The 16,026-nt window shown below is 72.1% G+C and carries 12 protein-coding genes; all 12 read right to left on the bottom strand.

Annotated features, from left to right (window positions below):
• Positions 1-477: 477 nt before the first annotated feature.
• Complete coding sequence (locus tag KSNIM_RS25185; protein WP_263105410.1) at positions 478-1,242, bottom strand: TIGR03936 family radical SAM-associated protein; 765 nt, start codon at positions 1,240-1,242, stop codon at positions 478-480.
• A gap of 138 nt (positions 1,243-1,380) precedes the next feature.
• Positions 1,381-2,073 (bottom strand): hypothetical protein, encoded by a 693-nt coding sequence (locus tag KSNIM_RS25180; protein WP_263105409.1) that lies wholly within the window; start codon positions 2,071-2,073, stop codon positions 1,381-1,383.
• Between the two features lie 73 nt (positions 2,074-2,146).
• Entirely contained in the window at positions 2,147-4,075 is a 1,929-nt protein-coding gene (locus KSNIM_RS25175) for a TIGR03960 family B12-binding radical SAM protein (protein ID WP_263105408.1), read from the bottom strand.
• A gap of 166 nt (positions 4,076-4,241) precedes the next feature.
• Entirely contained in the window at positions 4,242-5,441 is a 1,200-nt protein-coding gene (gene rodA, locus KSNIM_RS25170; protein WP_263105407.1) for a rod shape-determining protein RodA, read from the bottom strand.
• A complete protein-coding gene (mrdA, locus tag KSNIM_RS25165) occupies positions 5,438-7,666 on the bottom strand; it encodes a penicillin-binding protein 2 (RefSeq protein WP_263105406.1) in 2,229 nt (742 codons plus the stop codon). The genes rodA and mrdA overlap by 4 nt, the downstream gene beginning before the upstream one ends.
• 32 nt (positions 7,667-7,698) lie before the next feature.
• The gene (mreD, locus tag KSNIM_RS25160) at positions 7,699-8,340 is read right to left on the bottom strand and encodes a rod shape-determining protein MreD (RefSeq protein WP_263105405.1); all 642 of its coding nucleotides are present in this window, start codon (positions 8,338-8,340) and stop codon (positions 7,699-7,701) included.
• 2 nt (positions 8,341-8,342) lie between these two features.
• Positions 8,343-9,281, bottom strand: coding sequence for a rod shape-determining protein MreC (mreC, locus tag KSNIM_RS25155; protein ID WP_030270518.1), 939 nt, complete (start codon positions 9,279-9,281; stop codon positions 8,343-8,345).
• 88 nt (positions 9,282-9,369) lie between these two features.
• A complete protein-coding gene (locus tag KSNIM_RS25150; protein ID WP_030270516.1) occupies positions 9,370-10,395 on the bottom strand; it encodes a rod shape-determining protein in 1,026 nt (341 codons plus the stop codon).
• Between the two features lie 399 nt (positions 10,396-10,794).
• On the bottom strand, positions 10,795-11,208 hold the full coding sequence (gene ndk / locus KSNIM_RS25145; RefSeq protein ID WP_263105404.1) for a nucleoside-diphosphate kinase: 414 nt from the start codon (positions 11,206-11,208) through the stop codon (positions 10,795-10,797).
• A gap of 103 nt (positions 11,209-11,311) precedes the next feature.
• The gene (locus KSNIM_RS25140; protein ID WP_263105403.1) at positions 11,312-11,656 is read right to left on the bottom strand and encodes a DUF4233 domain-containing protein; all 345 of its coding nucleotides are present in this window, start codon (positions 11,654-11,656) and stop codon (positions 11,312-11,314) included.
• A gap of 6 nt (positions 11,657-11,662) precedes the next feature.
• Positions 11,663-13,060 (bottom strand): bifunctional tetrahydrofolate synthase/dihydrofolate synthase, encoded by a 1,398-nt coding sequence (gene folC, locus KSNIM_RS25135; protein ID WP_263105402.1) that lies wholly within the window; start codon positions 13,058-13,060, stop codon positions 11,663-11,665.
• An 87-nt stretch (positions 13,061-13,147) separates the two neighbouring features.
• Positions 13,148-15,964, bottom strand: coding sequence for a penicillin acylase family protein (locus KSNIM_RS25130; protein ID WP_263105401.1), 2,817 nt, complete (start codon positions 15,962-15,964; stop codon positions 13,148-13,150).
• Positions 15,965-16,026: the final 62 nt, after the last annotated feature.

Below are 16,026 nucleotides of genomic sequence, written 5' to 3'. Positions count from 1 at the left end.
GGCGGCGCCCTGCGGGGCACCGGCCGGGCGCGAGACCGCGCGGCGACGGCGGCGCGGCGGGGCCGCGGCGGAGCCGTCGGCAGGGGTGTCGGCCTGTTCCGCAGCGGACTGCGGTTCGGTGTTCTCGAGCATGCGGGTGGATCTCCCGTCAGGCCCCCGGGCTCCGCATCCGGGCACGGCTCGACACCTGGTTCACGGCCGGCCACGGTATGGCGTGCCGGCTTCCACGGTGCCGCCGTGCGGACGCGAGGCCGCACAGGAGCTCATAGTCTCGCTCGGCGCCCCGCACGGTGCGGGATGCCGAAAGTCTTCTGGCGTACCAGTCTTCTCGTTGTCCAGGTCGGGCCGCGGGGCCCGGCTGCGTGCGACGACGCTCGCTCCCCTGGGAAGCCGCGGGGACCGGGGAGCCACGGCCCGGTGGTGAGCCCTGGCTCCCTGCCCACTCGGCGATCGGCGAGGCGCGCGGCCCTGCGGCCGCTATCGGCCTGCCGGGGCCGCGGCGCGATCGAGCGCCAGCGGGTCGGTCACCGTGCCGGTCTCCTCGTCGAGCGGCCCCTGCGCCAGCCTGGTCACCTCAGCGGGGACCGGCGGCGCCAGGTCGGCCGTCGCACGGAGACCGGACAAAACGTCGTCGGGTCGTACGGCGGGTGTGGCATGTCGTACTACCAGCCGCAGTATCGCACAGGGTGAGCCCGGACGAACATCGTCGGCACGCTCTGTGCCAGTGTCGTTACCATCGCCGACCTGCGACGGGAGTACCTGCAGCGCCGAAACGGCCCCACGGGCGTCGAACACCCGCACGCCGTTCTTGGTCGTGCGCTGCACCTCGACGGCCTCCTCGGCCAGGAAGGCGGCGACCGCGCGGGCCGCCTCGTCCCGGTCGACGCCGGCCAGCCGCAGCTGCCACTCGGAGGCCTCCAGGCGCTCGACGAAGTTGGCCGTGCGGACCTCGACGGCGTCCACGATGTCCAGGCCGGGCGGCAGCGACTCGTCGAGCTGGGCCCGGAGCTCCTCCGGGTCGCGGGCCTCGGCGAGGCCGATCTCCAGGTACTCCGCCTCGCTGGCGACGCCGGTCGGGGCCGCGTTGGCGTAGGAGACCTTGGGGTGCGGGGTGAAACCGGCGGAGTACGCCATGGGAACGGCCGAGCGGCGGAGCGCGCGCTCGAACGCCCGCTGGAAGTCCCGGTGGCTGGTGAAGCGCAGACGGCCGCGCTTGGTGTAGCGGAGACGGATGCGCTGCACCGTCGGCGCGGGCGGCGGACCGTCGGGCGTGCGGCGTGCCAGGGCTGCTCAGTCCTTAGATCGGTGTCCCGTCCGGCCGTACCGGCCGGTTGCTTGTCAGGACAAGGGTACGCGCCCGGGCCCACCGCCCGGACCGGGTCACCCCACCAGGGCCCGCCGGACCTCCCGCAGCACCCGCGCGACCTCCACCCTGGCCGGCCACCACACCTCGCGGCGCAGCCAGCGGCAGGGCCGCACCACCAGGAACTGCCAGATCCGCCCGCCGATCCGCCAGGCCCGGGCGATCGCCCTCCCCACCTCGCGGAGCACCGGGTACAGCACCACCCGCCACAGCCACCCCAGCGGCACCGCCACCAGGACGCGCAGCACCCACCCCGTCCCCCGCGCGACGGCGGTGAGCAACCACACCAGTGCACGGGCGCACGGCTCCAGCACGTACCGCCACAGCGCCGCGAGCGGGACCACCACCAGGTAGTGGCCCAGCCGGGCCAGCACGGTCCACAGCACCCGCCCGGCGGGGGCCAGCACCTGCCGTCCCAGCCAGGCCAGCGGGGCCCACAGCAGGGTGCGGCCGATCCAGGCCAGGGCGTGCCCGCACGGCACGAGGACGTACCGGTACAGCTGAACGAGCGGCCAGCCGACCGTCCAGTACAGGAGTCGGCAGACCTGCACCACGAGCCACCCGAGCGCCCGGCCGCACGGTCGCAGCACGGCAGCCAGCAGCAGCTCCCACAGGAAGCGCAGCGGCACCACCACCAGCAGCGCGAAGACCCGCGCCGGCACCCGCACGAACGCCACCAGGCACCCCTCGGCGGGTCGCTCCTCGGTCATCTCTCCCCCTCGTCAGCGCGACGGCCCTCCCCGGCAGGTACGCCGGGGAGGGCCGTCGGGTTGCGCTGCGGTCCTACGACTTGACCACGGTCAGCGGCAGGAGCTTCTTGCCCGTGGGGCCGATCTGGATGTGCGTGTCCATCTGAGGACACACCCCGCAATCGAAGCACGGGGTCCAGCGGCAGTCCTCGACCTCGACCTCTTCGAGGGCGTCCTGCCAGTCCTCCCAGAGCCAGTCCTTGTCGAGGCCGCTGTCCAGGTGGTCCCAGGGCAGCACCTCCTCGTAGCCGCGCTCGCGGGTGGTGTACCAGTCGACGTCGACGCCGGTGCCGGCGAGGCCCTTGTCGGCGCAGGCCATCCAGCGGTCGTAGGAGAAGTGCTCGCGCCAGCCGTCGAAGCGGCCGCCGTCGTCGTAGACGGCGCGGATGACGGCGCCGATCCGCCGGTCGCCGCGGGAGAGCAGGCCCTCGACGATGCCGGGCTTGCCGTCGTGGTAGCGGAAGCCGATGTTCTTGCCGAACTTGCGGTCGTGCCGGATGGAGTCGCGCAGCTTGGCAAGGCGGGCGTCGGTGTCCTCGGCGGACAGCTGCGGGGCCCACTGGAAGGGGGTGTGCGGCTTGGGCACGAACCCGCCGATGGAGACGGTGCAGCGGATGTCGTTGCCGCCGGTGACCTCGCGGCCCTTGGCGATGACGTTCTTCGCCATCTCGCCGATCTGCAGGACGTCCTCGTCCGTCTCGGTGGGCAGGCCGCACATGAAGTACAGCTTCACCTGGCGCCAGCCGTTGCCGTAGGCGGTGGCGACCGTGTTGATGAGGTCCTCCTCGGACACCATCTTGTTGATCACCTTGCGGATGCGCTCGCTGCCGCCCTCGGGGGCGAAGGTGAGACCGGAGCGGCGGCCGTTGCGGGAGAGCTCGTTGGCCAGGTCGATGTTGAAGGCGTCCACGCGGGTGGACGGCAGCGACAGGCCGATCTTGTCCTCGGCATAGCGGTCGGCGAGGCCCTTGGTGACGTCGGCGATCTCGGAGTGGTCGGCGCTGGACAGCGAGAGCAGGCCGACCTCCTCGAAGCCGGTGGCCTTGAGGCCGCGGTCGACCATCTCGCCGATGCCGGTGATGCTTCGCTCCCGCACGGGGCGCGTGATCATGCCGGCCTGGCAGAAGCGGCAGCCGCGGGTGCAGCCGCGGAAGATCTCGACCGACATCCGCTCGTGGACGGTCTCGGCGAGCGGGACGAGCGGCTGCTTGGGGTAGGGCCACTCGTCGAGGTCCATGACCGTGTGCTTGGAGACCCGCCACGGCACGCCGGGGCGGTTGGGCACGACGCGGCCGATCCGGCCGTCCGGCAGGTACTCGACGTCGTAGAAGCGCGGCACGTACACGCCACCGGTCTTCGCGAGCCGCAGCAGCACCTCGTCGCGGCCGCCGGGGCGGCCCTCGGCCTTCCAGGCGCGGACGATCTCGGTCATGTCGAGGACGGCCTGCTCGCCGTCGCCGATGACGGCGCAGTCGAGGAAGTCGGCGATCGGCTCGGGGTTGAAGGCGGCGTGGCCGCCGGCGAGCACGATCGGGTCGTCGAGGCCGCGGTCCTTGGACTCCAGCGGGATGCCCGCGAGGTCGAGCGCGGCCAGCATGTTGGTGTAGCCGAGCTCGGTGGAGAAGGAGAGGCCGAACAGGTCGAAGGCCTTCACCGGGCGGTGCGCGTCGACCGTGAACTGCGGGACGCCGTGCTCCCGCATCAGCGCCTCGAGGTCGGGCCAGACGCTGTAGGTGCGCTCGGCGAGCACGCCCTCGCGCTCGTTGAGCACCTCGTAGAGGATCATGACGCCCTGGTTGGGCAGGCCGACCTCGTAGGCGTCGGGGTACATCAGCGCCCAGCGCACGTCGCAGGCGTCCCAATCCTTGACGGTCGAGTTGAGCTCGCCGCCGACGTACTGGATCGGCTTCTGGACGTGCGGGAGGAGGGCCTCCAGGCGTGGGAAGACCGATTCGACTGGCATGCGGTGAGCCCTTTGGGTCGTGGACGGGGACGACCCTCAAGGTTACCGGACCCGGCTGCCCGTCCTTCCCGGCCGGAACGCGCCGGTGCCGCGGCCGGGAACGGGTCGGCGCCCGCGACGGCGGTGGCCGTCGGGGCGCCGGCCGGGGGCGGGTGCGGCTGCCGGGTCAGATCCCTATCGGCCGCTGGGAGCGGACGGACTGGAGCAGTCCGACGGCGACCCAGACGGCGAACATCGAGGAGCCGCCGTAGGAGACGAAGGGCAGCGGGATGCCGGCGACCGGCATGATGCCGAGGTTCATGCCGATGTTCTCGAAGGCCTGGAAGGCGAGCCAGGTGATCACGCCGGCGGCGAGGATCGTGCCGTAGAGGTCGGTCGCCTGGCGGGCGATCTTGCAGGCCCGCCAGAGGATGACACCGAGCAGGGCGATCAGGCCGATGCCGCCGACGAAGCCGAGTTCCTCGCCGGCCACGCTGAACACGAAGTCGGTCTGCTGCTCGGGGACGAACTGGCCGGTGGTCTGGAACCCGTGGAACAGGCCCATGCCGGTGAGTCCGCCGGAGCCGATGGCGATCCGGGCCTGGGCGGTGTTGTAGCCGACGCCGGCCGGGTCGAGCGAGGGGTTGGCGAAGGCGGCGAAGCGGTCGATCTGGTACTTGCTGAGCACGCCGAGCTTCCAGATGGCGAGCGCGCCGATCGTGCCGGCCCCGATGAGGCCGAAGACCCAGCGGCGGGCTGCGCCGGAGGCGAGCAGGACGCCCATGATGACGACGCCCATCACCATGACCGAGCCGAGGTCGGGCATCAGCATGATGACGCCCATCGGGACCGCGGCGATCACCAGGGCCTGCACGACGCTGCGCGAGGAGGGGAACTCCCGTTCGCCGGCGTCGACCCGGGCGGAGAGCACCACCGCCATGCCCATCACGATGGAGAGCTTGGCGAACTCGGCGGGCTGCAGTGAGAAGCCGCCGCCGAACTGGATCCAGGAGTGCTGGCCGTTGATGGTGGAGCCGAGCGGGGTGAGGGTGGCGGCGAGCAGCAGCAGGACGCCGAGGTAGACGAACGGCACGGCGGTGCGCAGCCGGCGTGTCCCTATCCCGACGGTGACCGCGCAGAGCACGACGCCGACCAGGGTGTTGGTGAGGTGCCGGTAGAGGAAGTACTGCGGGTCGCCGTGGGTGAGGTTGTCGCGGCCGCGGGTGGCGGACCAGACGAGCAGCGAGCTGCCGAGGGAGAGCGCCAGGGCGGAGAGGACCATGATCCAGTCCATCCGGCGCAGCGGCGAGTCCTTGGCCAGGGCCCTGGCGACGGAGCCGCGCCGGGGAGTGAGCCGGACGGTGCGGTACGAGCCGTAGGAGGTCATCCGCGGCTCCTTCCGGTGGCGCGGGCGGGCTCCAGGGCGGCGAGCGCGAGGACGGCCGGGGCGCGGCTGCCGGTGGCGGGCGCCGGGTCGAGGAAGGCGCGGTCGCCGGGGGCGTCGTAGGAGGCCTGCTTGATGATGGCGGTGCCGTCGGGGTTGAACTTGGGCAGTTCGGCCTGCGGCTTGGGCAGCAGGGCCTTGTTGTTGTCGATGGCGCCCTTGTCGTCGACGCCGTAGAGCGCCTGGTAGATGCGGCGTACCGAGTCGCCGGAACCGCCGGAGCCGGTGCCGCCCTGGCTTATCGTCATCACGACCGCGTAGTCGCCGCTGTAGGTGGTCAGCCACGAGGTGGTCTGCTTGCCGGCGACCTCGGCGGTGCCGGTCTTGGCGTGCAGTTCGATCTTGCCCTGGGGCCAGCCGGCGCCGACGAACTTCCAGGCGGCGGTACCGCTGGTGACGACGCCCGCGGTGGCCTGGTCGATGTAGTCGAGCAGCTTGCCCTGGGCGGGGATCTTGCCGTCCTCGTGGGGGGCGATGTCGCGGACGAGCTTGCCGTCCGGGCTCATGATCGCCTTGCCGATGGTCGGCCGGTAGAGGGTGCCGCCGTTGGCGAGCGCGGAGTAGATCCGGGCCATCTGGAGCGGGGTGACGAGGGTGTCGCCCTGGCCGATGGCGAAGTTGACGGCGTCACCGGCGCGCATGACGTTGCCGTCCTGGCAGTTCTCGCGGGCGATCTCGTCGGCGTACTCGTGGCCGCCCTTGGCCGCCTGGGCGCACCAGGCGTCCTTGTTGGCGTCGAAGAAGGCCTGCTTCCACTGGCGGTCCGGCACACGGCCGGCGACCTCGCTGGGGAGGTCGACGCCGGTCTTGGCGCCGAGGCCGTACTGGTGGGCGGTCTTGGTGAACCAGTCGGCGGGGTTCTTCGGCTTGATGCCGCCGTCCTTCAGCCACTGGTCGTAGGACAGGTAGTAGAAGACGGTGTCGCAGGAGATCTCCAGGGCCTTCTCCAGCGAGATGTCGCCGAAGCTCTCGCCCTCGAAGTTCTTGAACTCGCGGCCGCCGATGGTCATGCTCGGCGGGCACGGGTAGTGGCCGTCGAGGGAGTAGCCGGCCTGGACGGCGGCGGTGGTGGAGATGACCTTGAAGGTGGAGCCGGGGGCCGACAGGCCCTGGATGGCCCGGTTGATCAGCGGGTAGTTGGAGCCCTTGTCGGTCAGCGCCTGGTAGTCCTTGGCGGAGATGCCGCCGACCCAGAGGTTGGGGTCGAAGGTGGGGGCGCTGGCCATGGCGATGATCCGGCCGGTGTGCACGTCCATGACGACGGCTGCGCCGGAGTCCGCCTCGTAGTTCTTGTGGGTCTCCTTGTCGTAGACCTTGCGGGCGTCGGTCATGGCCTGCGCCAGCTGGTCCTCGACGACCTTCTGCACCCGGGCGTCGATGCTGGTGACGAGGTTGTTGCCGGACTGCGCGGGGACGGTGCCGGCGCTGCCGATGACCTTGCCGAGGTTGTCGACCTCCAGCTTGTCGATGCCGGTGGTGCCCCGCAGGTCGTCGTCGTAGACGGACTCCAGGCCGGCCCGGCCGATCTGGTCGCTGGGCAGGCGGCGTTCGCGGCCGGTCTTGTCGGCGGTGCTCGTGACCTCCTCGTCCGTCACCGGGGAGAGGTAGCCGAGCACCTGGGCGGCGCTGGCGCCCTCGACGCCGGTGTAGCGGCGGACGGCGGTGGGCTGGGCGGTGACGCCGGGGAAGTCCTCGCGGCGCTCCATGATCTGCATGGCCTGCTGGGTGGTGGCCTGCTGGGTGACCGGGATCGGCTGGTAGGGCGAGCCGTTCCAGCAGGGCTTGGGCGTCTTGGCGTCGCAGAGCCGCACCTTGTCCTGGACCTCCTTGGGCTGCAGCCCAAGGACGCCGGCGAGGCGGGTCAGCACGGCCTTGCCGTGGTCCTTCTGCTGGAGCAGGGAGGTGCGGCTGACGGAGACGACGAGCTTGGTCTCGTTGCCGACGAGCACCCGTCCCGAGGCGTCGAGGATCTCGCCGCGGACGGCGGGCTCCACGACCTCCCGGATGTGGTTCCCTTGCGCCTGGGCGGCGTACTGGCTGCCGGTCCGGATCTGCAGGTACCACAGCCGCCCGCCGAGGGTGGCGAGCAGCGACAGCACCAGGATCTGCAGCACCACCAGACGGATCGTCACCCGTTGGGTGCGTCCGGTCTCCGGGATGTTGCTCACTGGGGGGACTCCTCCTGGGGGTCTGCGGGGCGTCAGGGACGGCGGGCGAGGCCGAGCGACCGCTTCTTGCGCGGGCTCGTCGGCATCGGCGAGGACTCCCGGGTGGTCTTGTAGCGGGCGAGGCTGCCGAGGCCGGACGCGCCCGGGTCCTCGGTCTCTGCGCCGGAGCCGCCGTGGTCGAAGCGGCGGGCGAGCAGCATGACGGCGGGCACCACGAAGGGCGCGAGCAGCACGTCGTACAGCAGGGCGCTGAACACCAGGCCGGCGAGGCCGACGTGGCGGGCGGCGGTGTCGCCGACCAGGGCGCCGACCGAGGCGTACAGGCCGGTGGAGACGACGGCCGCGACGGCGACCACCATCAGGGCGCTGACCGCGGAGCGCTGCCGGCCGCCCTCGGGGCGGAGCAGGCCGGCGGCGTAGCCGACCAGGCAGAGCACCAGTGCGTACCGGCCGATGGCGTGGTCGGAGGGCGGGGCGAGGTCGGCGAGCAGGCCGGCGGTGAAGCCGGCCAGGCAGCCGCCGGTCGGGCCGTAGACCAGGGCGAGGCCGACGACGACGAGCATCAGCAGGTCGGGGGTGGCGCCGGGCAGCTGGAGCCGGCCGAGCACGCTGACCTGGACGACCAGGCCGAGCAGCAGCAGGACGGCGGAGAGCAGGATGCGCTTCGGACGCACGGTCAGTTCCCCCCTGCGGGTGTGGAGGCGGCGGTCGGCTGCGCGGGAGCGGCGGCCGGCGGGTTCGCCGCGGCGGCGGACGGCTTGGGCGGCAGCACGCCGTCGCGCGGGTCGCTGCGCGGCGGTACGACGACGACGCCGACCAGGTCGAGGCGGGTGAACTGCACGTAGGGCTCGACCAGGATCGTCTTGGTGAGTTCGCCCGGGGTGGCCTGGACCTCGACCACCCGGCCGACCGGTACGCCGGGGACGAACGGGCGGCCGCTCTGCGAGCCGAACGTGACGACCCGGTCGCCGGCCTTGACCTGGGCGCGGCCGTTGAGCAGCTGGACCCGCATCGGGCTGCTGCCCTGGCCGGCCGCGAAGCCGATCTCGTCGCTGCCCTCCAGCCGGGTGCCGGCGGTGAAGCCGGGGTCGGAGGCGAGCAGCACGGTGGCGGTGGTCGGGGCGACGGTGGTGACCCGGCCGACCAGGCCCTGGCCGTTGATGACGGTCATGTCGCGGGTGAGGCCGTCGTCGCTGCCGGCGTCGATGGTGATCGTCCAGGAGAAGCCCTGGGCGGCGCCGATCGCGATGACCTGGGCGGCCTTGATGGTGTATCCGCCGTTGCCGGCCGTCCGCAGCAGGTCGTCGAGCTGCTTGGTGCGGCCGGCGGCGGTGTCGGAGGAGGCGAGCCGCTGGCGCAGCTCGGTGTTCTCCCGGGTGATCTGGTCGAGGCGCTGCTGGTGGGTGGAGGCGTCCCGGACGGCGCGGATGGTGCCGGCGACCGGGTCGACGAGGCCGGAGGCGCCGCGCTCGACCGGGCCGAGCAGGCCGGCGGCCGCTCGGCGGGCCCCGCCGAGCGGGGAGTCCTCGCCGCCCTTGATGTCGACGGTGATCAGGGCGAAGGCGACCGCGACCAGCAGGATGAGCAGTAGTCGGCTCTCTCGTGTGTCCCTCACGGTGCTGGAGCGCCCCTTCGTTCCCTGGTACCGGTTGTTCAGTTGGAGATGTGACGCGGTGTGCGCCGTTCGGCCCCCGCGGGAGGGGTCAGCGGCGCGGCTGGGCGTCCAGGACCTGCTGGAGCGCCTCGAACTCCTCGACGCACTTGCCGGCGCCGAGGGCGACCGAGTCCAGCGGGTTCTCCGCGATGTGGATGGGCATGCCGGTCTCCCGGCGGAGCCGCTCGTCGAGGCCGCGCAGCAGTGCGCCGCCGCCGGTGAGGACGATGCCGCGGTCCATGACGTCGCCGGCGAGCTCGGGCGGGCACTGGTCGAGGGTGGTCTTGACCGAGTCGATGATGGAGTTCACCGGCTCGTCGATGGCCTCGCGGACCTCGGCGGCGGAGATGACGACCGTCTTGGGCAGGCCGCTGACGAGGTCGCGGCCGCGGATCTCGGCGTGCTCGTCCTTCTCGCCCTCGAGCGCGAAGGCGGAGCCGATCGACATCTTGATCTGCTCGGCGCTGCGCTCGCCGAGGAGGAGGCTGTACTCCTTCTTGATGTGCTGGACGATGGCGTTGTCCAGCTCGTCGCCGGCGACCCGCAGGGACTGCGCGGTGACGATCCCTCCGAGGGAGATGACGGCGACCTCGGTGGTGCCGCCGCCGATGTCGACGACCATGTTGCCGGTGGGCTCGTGCACCGGCAGGCCGGCGCCGATCGCCGCGGCCATCGGCTCCTCGATGATGTGCACCTGGCGTGCGCCGGCCTGGGCACTGGCCTCGATGACGGCGCGGCGCTCGACCCCGGTGATGCCGGAGGGGACGCAGACCACGACGCGCGGGCGGGCCAGGTAGCGGCGGCGGTGGATCTTGAGGATGAAGTAGCGGAGCATCCGCTCGGTGATCTCGAAGTCGGCGATCACGCCGTCCTTGAGCGGGCGGATGGCGACGATGTTGCCGGGCGTGCGCCCGATCATCTTCTTCGCCTCGGCGCCGACCGCGAGGATGCCGCCGGTGTTGGTGTTCACCGCGACGACCGACGGCTCGTTGAGGACGATCCCCTTGCCCCTGACGTACACCAGCGTGTTGGCAGTGCCGAGGTCGATCGCCATGTCACGGCCGATGAACGACAGATTGTTGGCCATGGGGTGTGCAGTGCCTTCCCGAGCTCGGTGTGCATGTGCGGGGAGTGGGCCGATCGCGCGCGCCCACGACAGGGCTGACATCAGCTGAGCAGCCGTACCGGGCCCATGAGTTGCGTCCATCGTAGCCAGGCCCGCTCACCGCGAACGGCGAGGTACGGCATGCTGGCCATTCTCCGGCGGCCGATGTGCTCTTCCCGGGATTGGGACGCCGTGTCGGCGCTTGGGGTTCCGCCTTTTCGGGGCGGGTTCCGGCGGTTGCACCTGGTCGGGCCAGGGCGGTTGCGCCCGGCCCGACCTGGGCGTATGTCAGACCTGGGTCGGTCCTGCGTCAGGTCCGGGTGGGTCCTGTGTCAGGTCTTCGTCAGGCCCGCGTCGGGGCTGTGGAGGTCAGGCGTGCGAGGGGAAGAAGATCTTGATCTCGCGCTCGGCGGAGGCCTCCGAGTCCGAGGCGTGGATCAGGTTCTCGCGGGTGATCGTGGCGTAGTCGCCGCGGATGGTGCCCGGGCCGGCCTGCAGCGGGTCGGTGGCACCGGCCAGCGCGCGGATGCCGGGGATGACGTTCTCGCCCTCGACGATCAGGGCGATCGACGGGCCGGAGGTCATGAACTCCAGCAGCGGCTCGTAGAACGGGCGGCCGACGTGCTCGGCGTAGTGCTGCTCCAGCGTCGCCCGGTCGAAGGTGCGCAGCTCGAGGGCGGCGAGCCGCCAGTTCGCCTTGCGCTCGATGCGGCTGATGATCTCGCCGGCCAGGCCGCGCTGGACGGCGTCGGGCTTGAGCAGGACGAGAGTGCGCTGGGACACGGTGCAGCTCCTGGGGATCGGGTTCGGCACGGTGGGTTCGGCCACCGCAGACACTACCCTGAGGCCGCGGCCCGCCGATGCGAACGGGCCGCTCAGCGGGGGTTCAGGCGGTCTGCGAGGCCGCTGCGGCCCGGGCCGCCCTGATCGCGTCGACCTTGCGGCCGTAGTGCACCGAGCACCACCACAGGGCGGCGAAGACCGCGCCCAGCCCGAACATGGTCGGCAGCACCAGGCCGCTGGCGATCAGGCCGATCTGCAGCACCCAGCCGACGGCCACCGCGCCGGGGCGCTCGATCATGCCGCAGAGCAGCACGCACAGCACCATGGCGGTGCCGCTGACGGCCCAGATCGTGCCGGTCGGCACGTCCGACAGCGGCATCGCGACCAGGCCGGCGAACATGATGAGCAGGGCCTCGCCGATGAGGGTCGAGGAGCAGAGGGTCCGCATCGGGTGCTACTTCCTTCCGAACAGCAGGCGCGCCTCGCCCACCGTGATGACCGAGCCGGTGACCAGGACGCCGGCGCCGCCGAGGTCCTCCTCCTCGGCGAGGGTGACGGCCGCGTCGATCGCGTCGTCCAGCCGCGGCTCGACCTGCACCCGATCCTCACCGAAGATCTCCACGGCGAGCGCGGCCAGCTCGTCGACCGGCATCGCCCGGTGGGTGGAGTTCTGGGTGATCACGACCTCGGCGAGGATCGGCTCGAACACCTCCAGCAGACCGGAGACGTCCTTGTCGCCGCTGGTGCCGATCACGCCGACCAGCTTGGTGAAGCCGAAGGCCTCGCCGATCGCGGCGACGGCGGCCTCGGCGCCGTGCGGGTTGTGCGCGGCGTCCAGGATGACGGTGGGGCTGCGGCGGACGATCTCCAGGCGGCCCGGCGAGGAGACGCCGGAGAACGCCCGGCGGACCTTCTCGGTGTCCAGCTGGCCGCCGGCGGCCGCGCCGACGCCGAAGAACGCCTCGACCGCGGCCAGCGCGAGGGCGGCGTTGTGCGCCTGGTGGGCGCCGTGCAGCGGGATGAACACGTCCTCGTACTCGGCGCCGCCGAGGCCGCGCAGGGTGACGAGCTGGCCGCCGATCGCGACCTCGCGGCGGATCACGCCGAACTCCATGCCCTCGCGGGCGACGGTGGCGTCCACCTCGACGGCCCGCTTGAGGATGGTCTGCGCGGCGTCCAGCTGCTGCTGGGCGACGACGGCGAGCGCACCGGGCTTGATGATGCCGGACTTCTCCACCGCGATCTCGCCGGTCGTCCCGCCGAGCTTGTCGGTGTGGTCCAGGCCGATCGGGGTGATCACGGCGACGGCCGCGTCGATGACGTTGGTGGCGTCCCAGGAGCCGCCCATGCCGACCTCGACCACGGCGACGTCCACCGGGGCGTCGGCGAAGGCGGCGTACGCCATGCCGGTCAGCACCTCGAAGAAGGACATCGCGATGGGCTGGCCCTCGTCGACCATCCGCACGTAGGGCTCGATGTCGCGGTAGGTCTCGACGAACCTCTCGGCGCTGATCGGGGCACCGTCCAGGCTGATCCGCTCGGTGACCGACTCCACGTGCGGGCTGGTGTAGCGGCCGGTGCGCAGCTCGAAGGTGTTGAGCAGCTGCTCGATCATCCGGGCGGTGGAGGTCTTGCCGTTGGTGCCGGTGATGTGGATCGAGGGGTAGGAGCGCTGCGGCTGGCCGAGGATGTCCATCAGCGCCTCGATGCGGTCGAGCGAGGGCTCCAGCTTGTTCTCCGGCCAGCGGCCGGAGAGCTCGGTCTCCACGGCCCGCAGCTCGGCCTCGGGGCCGGTGGCCCCGGCGTCGGAGGGGCGGGTGGTGTACGGGTTCTGCTCGGCCTTGTCGCTCACGGGGCCAGTCTACGTAGCGTCCGGGGGCTGTCCGGCGCAGGCTCCCCGGCCCGGTGGGGCGGGGCCGGGGAGCCTGCGCCGGGGGGCTCAGCGGTGCGCCGGGAACTGCACGACCTGCTGGTAGGTCGGCCGGTTCTGCCAGGTGGACTTGGGGTCGGTGACGCCGCCGAGCGGGCGCTGGACGATCGAGTCGGCGCACCACTGGTCGCCGGCCGAGCAGTCCGTGTCGCCCGGGTAGACCTGGGCCGGGGTCTGCGCCACGGCCTTCTTCAGGCTGTCGAGCAGGGCGGTGCGGCAGGCCGCGAGGTCGCCGCCGCCGCAGAACGGGCGGGCGAGCGGTCCCGCCACCGGGTCGCCGAGGACGTGCCGCAGGTCCTTGTCGACGTAGCTCCACCAGCCGTACTGGAAGGCCGAGCCCTTGTGCGGGATGGACTCGTTCGCGCTGGCGGTGCCGTTGGTGGGGCCGGTCTGCCCGCCGGAGGGCGACTCGTTGATCTGGACGGCGCCGGTGAGGGCGGTGAACAGGGCGTCGCCGAGGCCGGGCCGGAAGACCGCGTCGGCGAGCAGCGGCCACCAGGCGTCGATGGTGCGGATCGCGTCGGCGTCGGCGTAGGCGTGGCTACCCGGTGAGGTCTCCCGGCGCTGCCCTCCGGCGGCCCGCCACGTCTCCAGTCTCTGCACGGCGGTGGCGAGGGCCGGGTCGGTGACGGGGGCGCTGCGGACGACCCGGAGCAGTTCGGGCAGCACGTCCTCGGCGCGCAGGTCGGCGAGGGCGGCGGACTCCATGGCCTTGGCGAGGGAGACCCGGCTCGCCTTCCCGCCGCCGGCGATCAGCGCCTTCACCCGGTCGTCGAGCAGGTTGCCACGGTGCACGGAGCCGTTGCCGAAGCCCGCCGCGGCGAAGCCCGCGGCCTGCTTGTTGTTCCAGGAGACGTAGTAGTCCTGGTCGACCGACTGCGGGTGCTCGGCGGGCGGGGTGTACCGGGCGGTGTTGGCGGCGGGGTCGAAGTCGCGCCACTCGTAGGCCGGCTCGGCGCGGACGGGCAGACCGCCGTCGACTCCGGTGGCGCGCACCGGGTTGCTGCCGGAGTTGTAGTACGCGATGTCCCGGGAGTCGGCGTAGAACCAGTTGAAGGTGTAGTTGATGTTCTGCGCGGCCTGCTGGAAGCTCGCCGCGTCGTGCACCACGCCGGGGTCGTTGAGCATCTGGAAGCCGATGATGGAGTCGGCCTCGTGGCGGTAGGTGGAGCGCAGCGTGGTGAAGGCGACGGGGGCGCCGGCGACCGTGCCGCGGGCGGTGACCAGGCCGTAGTTGGTGCGGTTCATCACCAGGGTGTAAGAGCCGGCCGCGGTGGAGTCGGCGGTGGTCGGCTTCCAGGAGTTCTTCCGCTCCAGCCGCTCCATGGCCAGGCACTGGCCGTGCCACAGGTAGTGGTCGGCCGTCAGGCTCGCCGGGCTGCCGTCGGTGGTGCAGAGCGGGACGGCGTAGGTGTCGGTGATGTCCTGTCCGGCGGAGGTGGCGCTCCAGGCGTAGTCCTGGCCGCGGCCGAGCTGGACGTAGAAGCCGAGGCCGGCGAAGGCGGCGCCGCGGGCGCTGATGCCGGGGCCCTGGATCTCCTCCAGCATGAGCAGTTGCGGGGCGAAGTAGCCGGTCTGCGGGCCGAACACGGCGACGGGGTGGCCGTCGTCGGTGTGGGCGCCGGAGACCAGTAGGGCGTTGGACATGCCGTGCTTGGCGGTGAGCAGGTTGCCGGGCAGCAGGCCGGGGGCGGTGGTCGCGCTCTGGGTGCCGGTGCCGGTGGCGTCGTAGATCATCTTCTCGGGGACGACCGAGCCGGGGTCGGGCAGCGCGGTGCCCTGCGGGGCGTCGGGAGGCAGGGCGTACGGGAAGCGCTGGCCGTCGTGCAGGGTGAGGACGGCCTCGGGGTCGTCCGCCTCGCGCAGCGAGGACCAGAGCCGGTCGCCCTCGGCGGTGCCGTAGCGGGCCTCGGCGGCCAGCCGGACCTGGGCGGAGGCGAGTTCCCCGCCGCCGCCGGAGCCGAACAGGGCGCCGACCACGGAGGCGAGGGCGACCAGGTCGGTGAGCTTGAACGGTTCGATGCCGCCGGCGTTGGTCACGGCGTCGATGTGGCCGGTGAGGTCGTACTCGCCGGGGAAGTACCGGCCGTCGTAGGACTCCCGGACGTACTGGTTGATGCCGTCGAGGTAGGCGCCGGCGTCGGCGAGGGCCTGCCGGGCGCGGTCGCCCTGGCCGGCGATGGCGTCGATCTGGCGCTGGAGTTCGTCCTCGGTGTACGGGGCGGCCTGCCAGAAGCTCTGTTCCAGCTGCCGGTTGGCGGCGGCGCCGCCGGCGAAGCCGGAGAGCTGTCCGCGGCCGACGTGCCGGAAGAGGTCCATCACCCAGAGCCGGTCCTGGGCGGCGGCGTAGCCGGCGCCGAACTCGGTGCCGTAGCGGGTGGTGCCGGTGATGTGGGGGACGCCGGTGGCCTTGTCGCGGACGATGGCGACGTCGGCGCGCGGGCGGGCGGTGGAGGCGACCTGGTCGGCGGGGACACCGAAGGAGGCGTCGTTGAAGAAGCTGCGCAGCTGGGCCTCGGTCAGTTGCGGGTAGGCGCCGGCGAGGTTGGCGTAGGGGCCGAGCTGGTCGTCGGTGTGGGCGGGGCGGGAGCCGAAGACCTTGTTGAGCAGGATCTCGGCGAGGGTGGCATTGCCGTTCTCGCCGGGCGGCAGGACGTCGAGGCATTTCCCGCCGCAGTAGTCGCCGGGAGCATAAGGGGCGGCGGCAATGGGGGCTTCTCCGGCGGCTGCTGCCGCGGTGGGGGAAGCGGTGGGGGCGAATACGGCCAGCAGGGCTGCCGCGAGGATGGCGGCGGCGAATCTGCGCGGGTGGGGGCGTCGTTGCATGCCGGCTCCTCGGTCGAGTTGCGGATGCGTTGCGGTACTCGACGGTAGGGGCCTTGCTGACA

It is taken from the genome of Kitasatospora sp. DSM 101779, assembly GCF_025655475.1.
In the GTDB taxonomy this organism is placed as follows: domain Bacteria; phylum Actinomycetota; class Actinomycetes; order Streptomycetales; family Streptomycetaceae; genus Kitasatospora.
The sequence above is the reverse complement of the archived record's forward strand: the minus strand, read 5'-3'. Positions and strand labels throughout refer to the sequence as shown.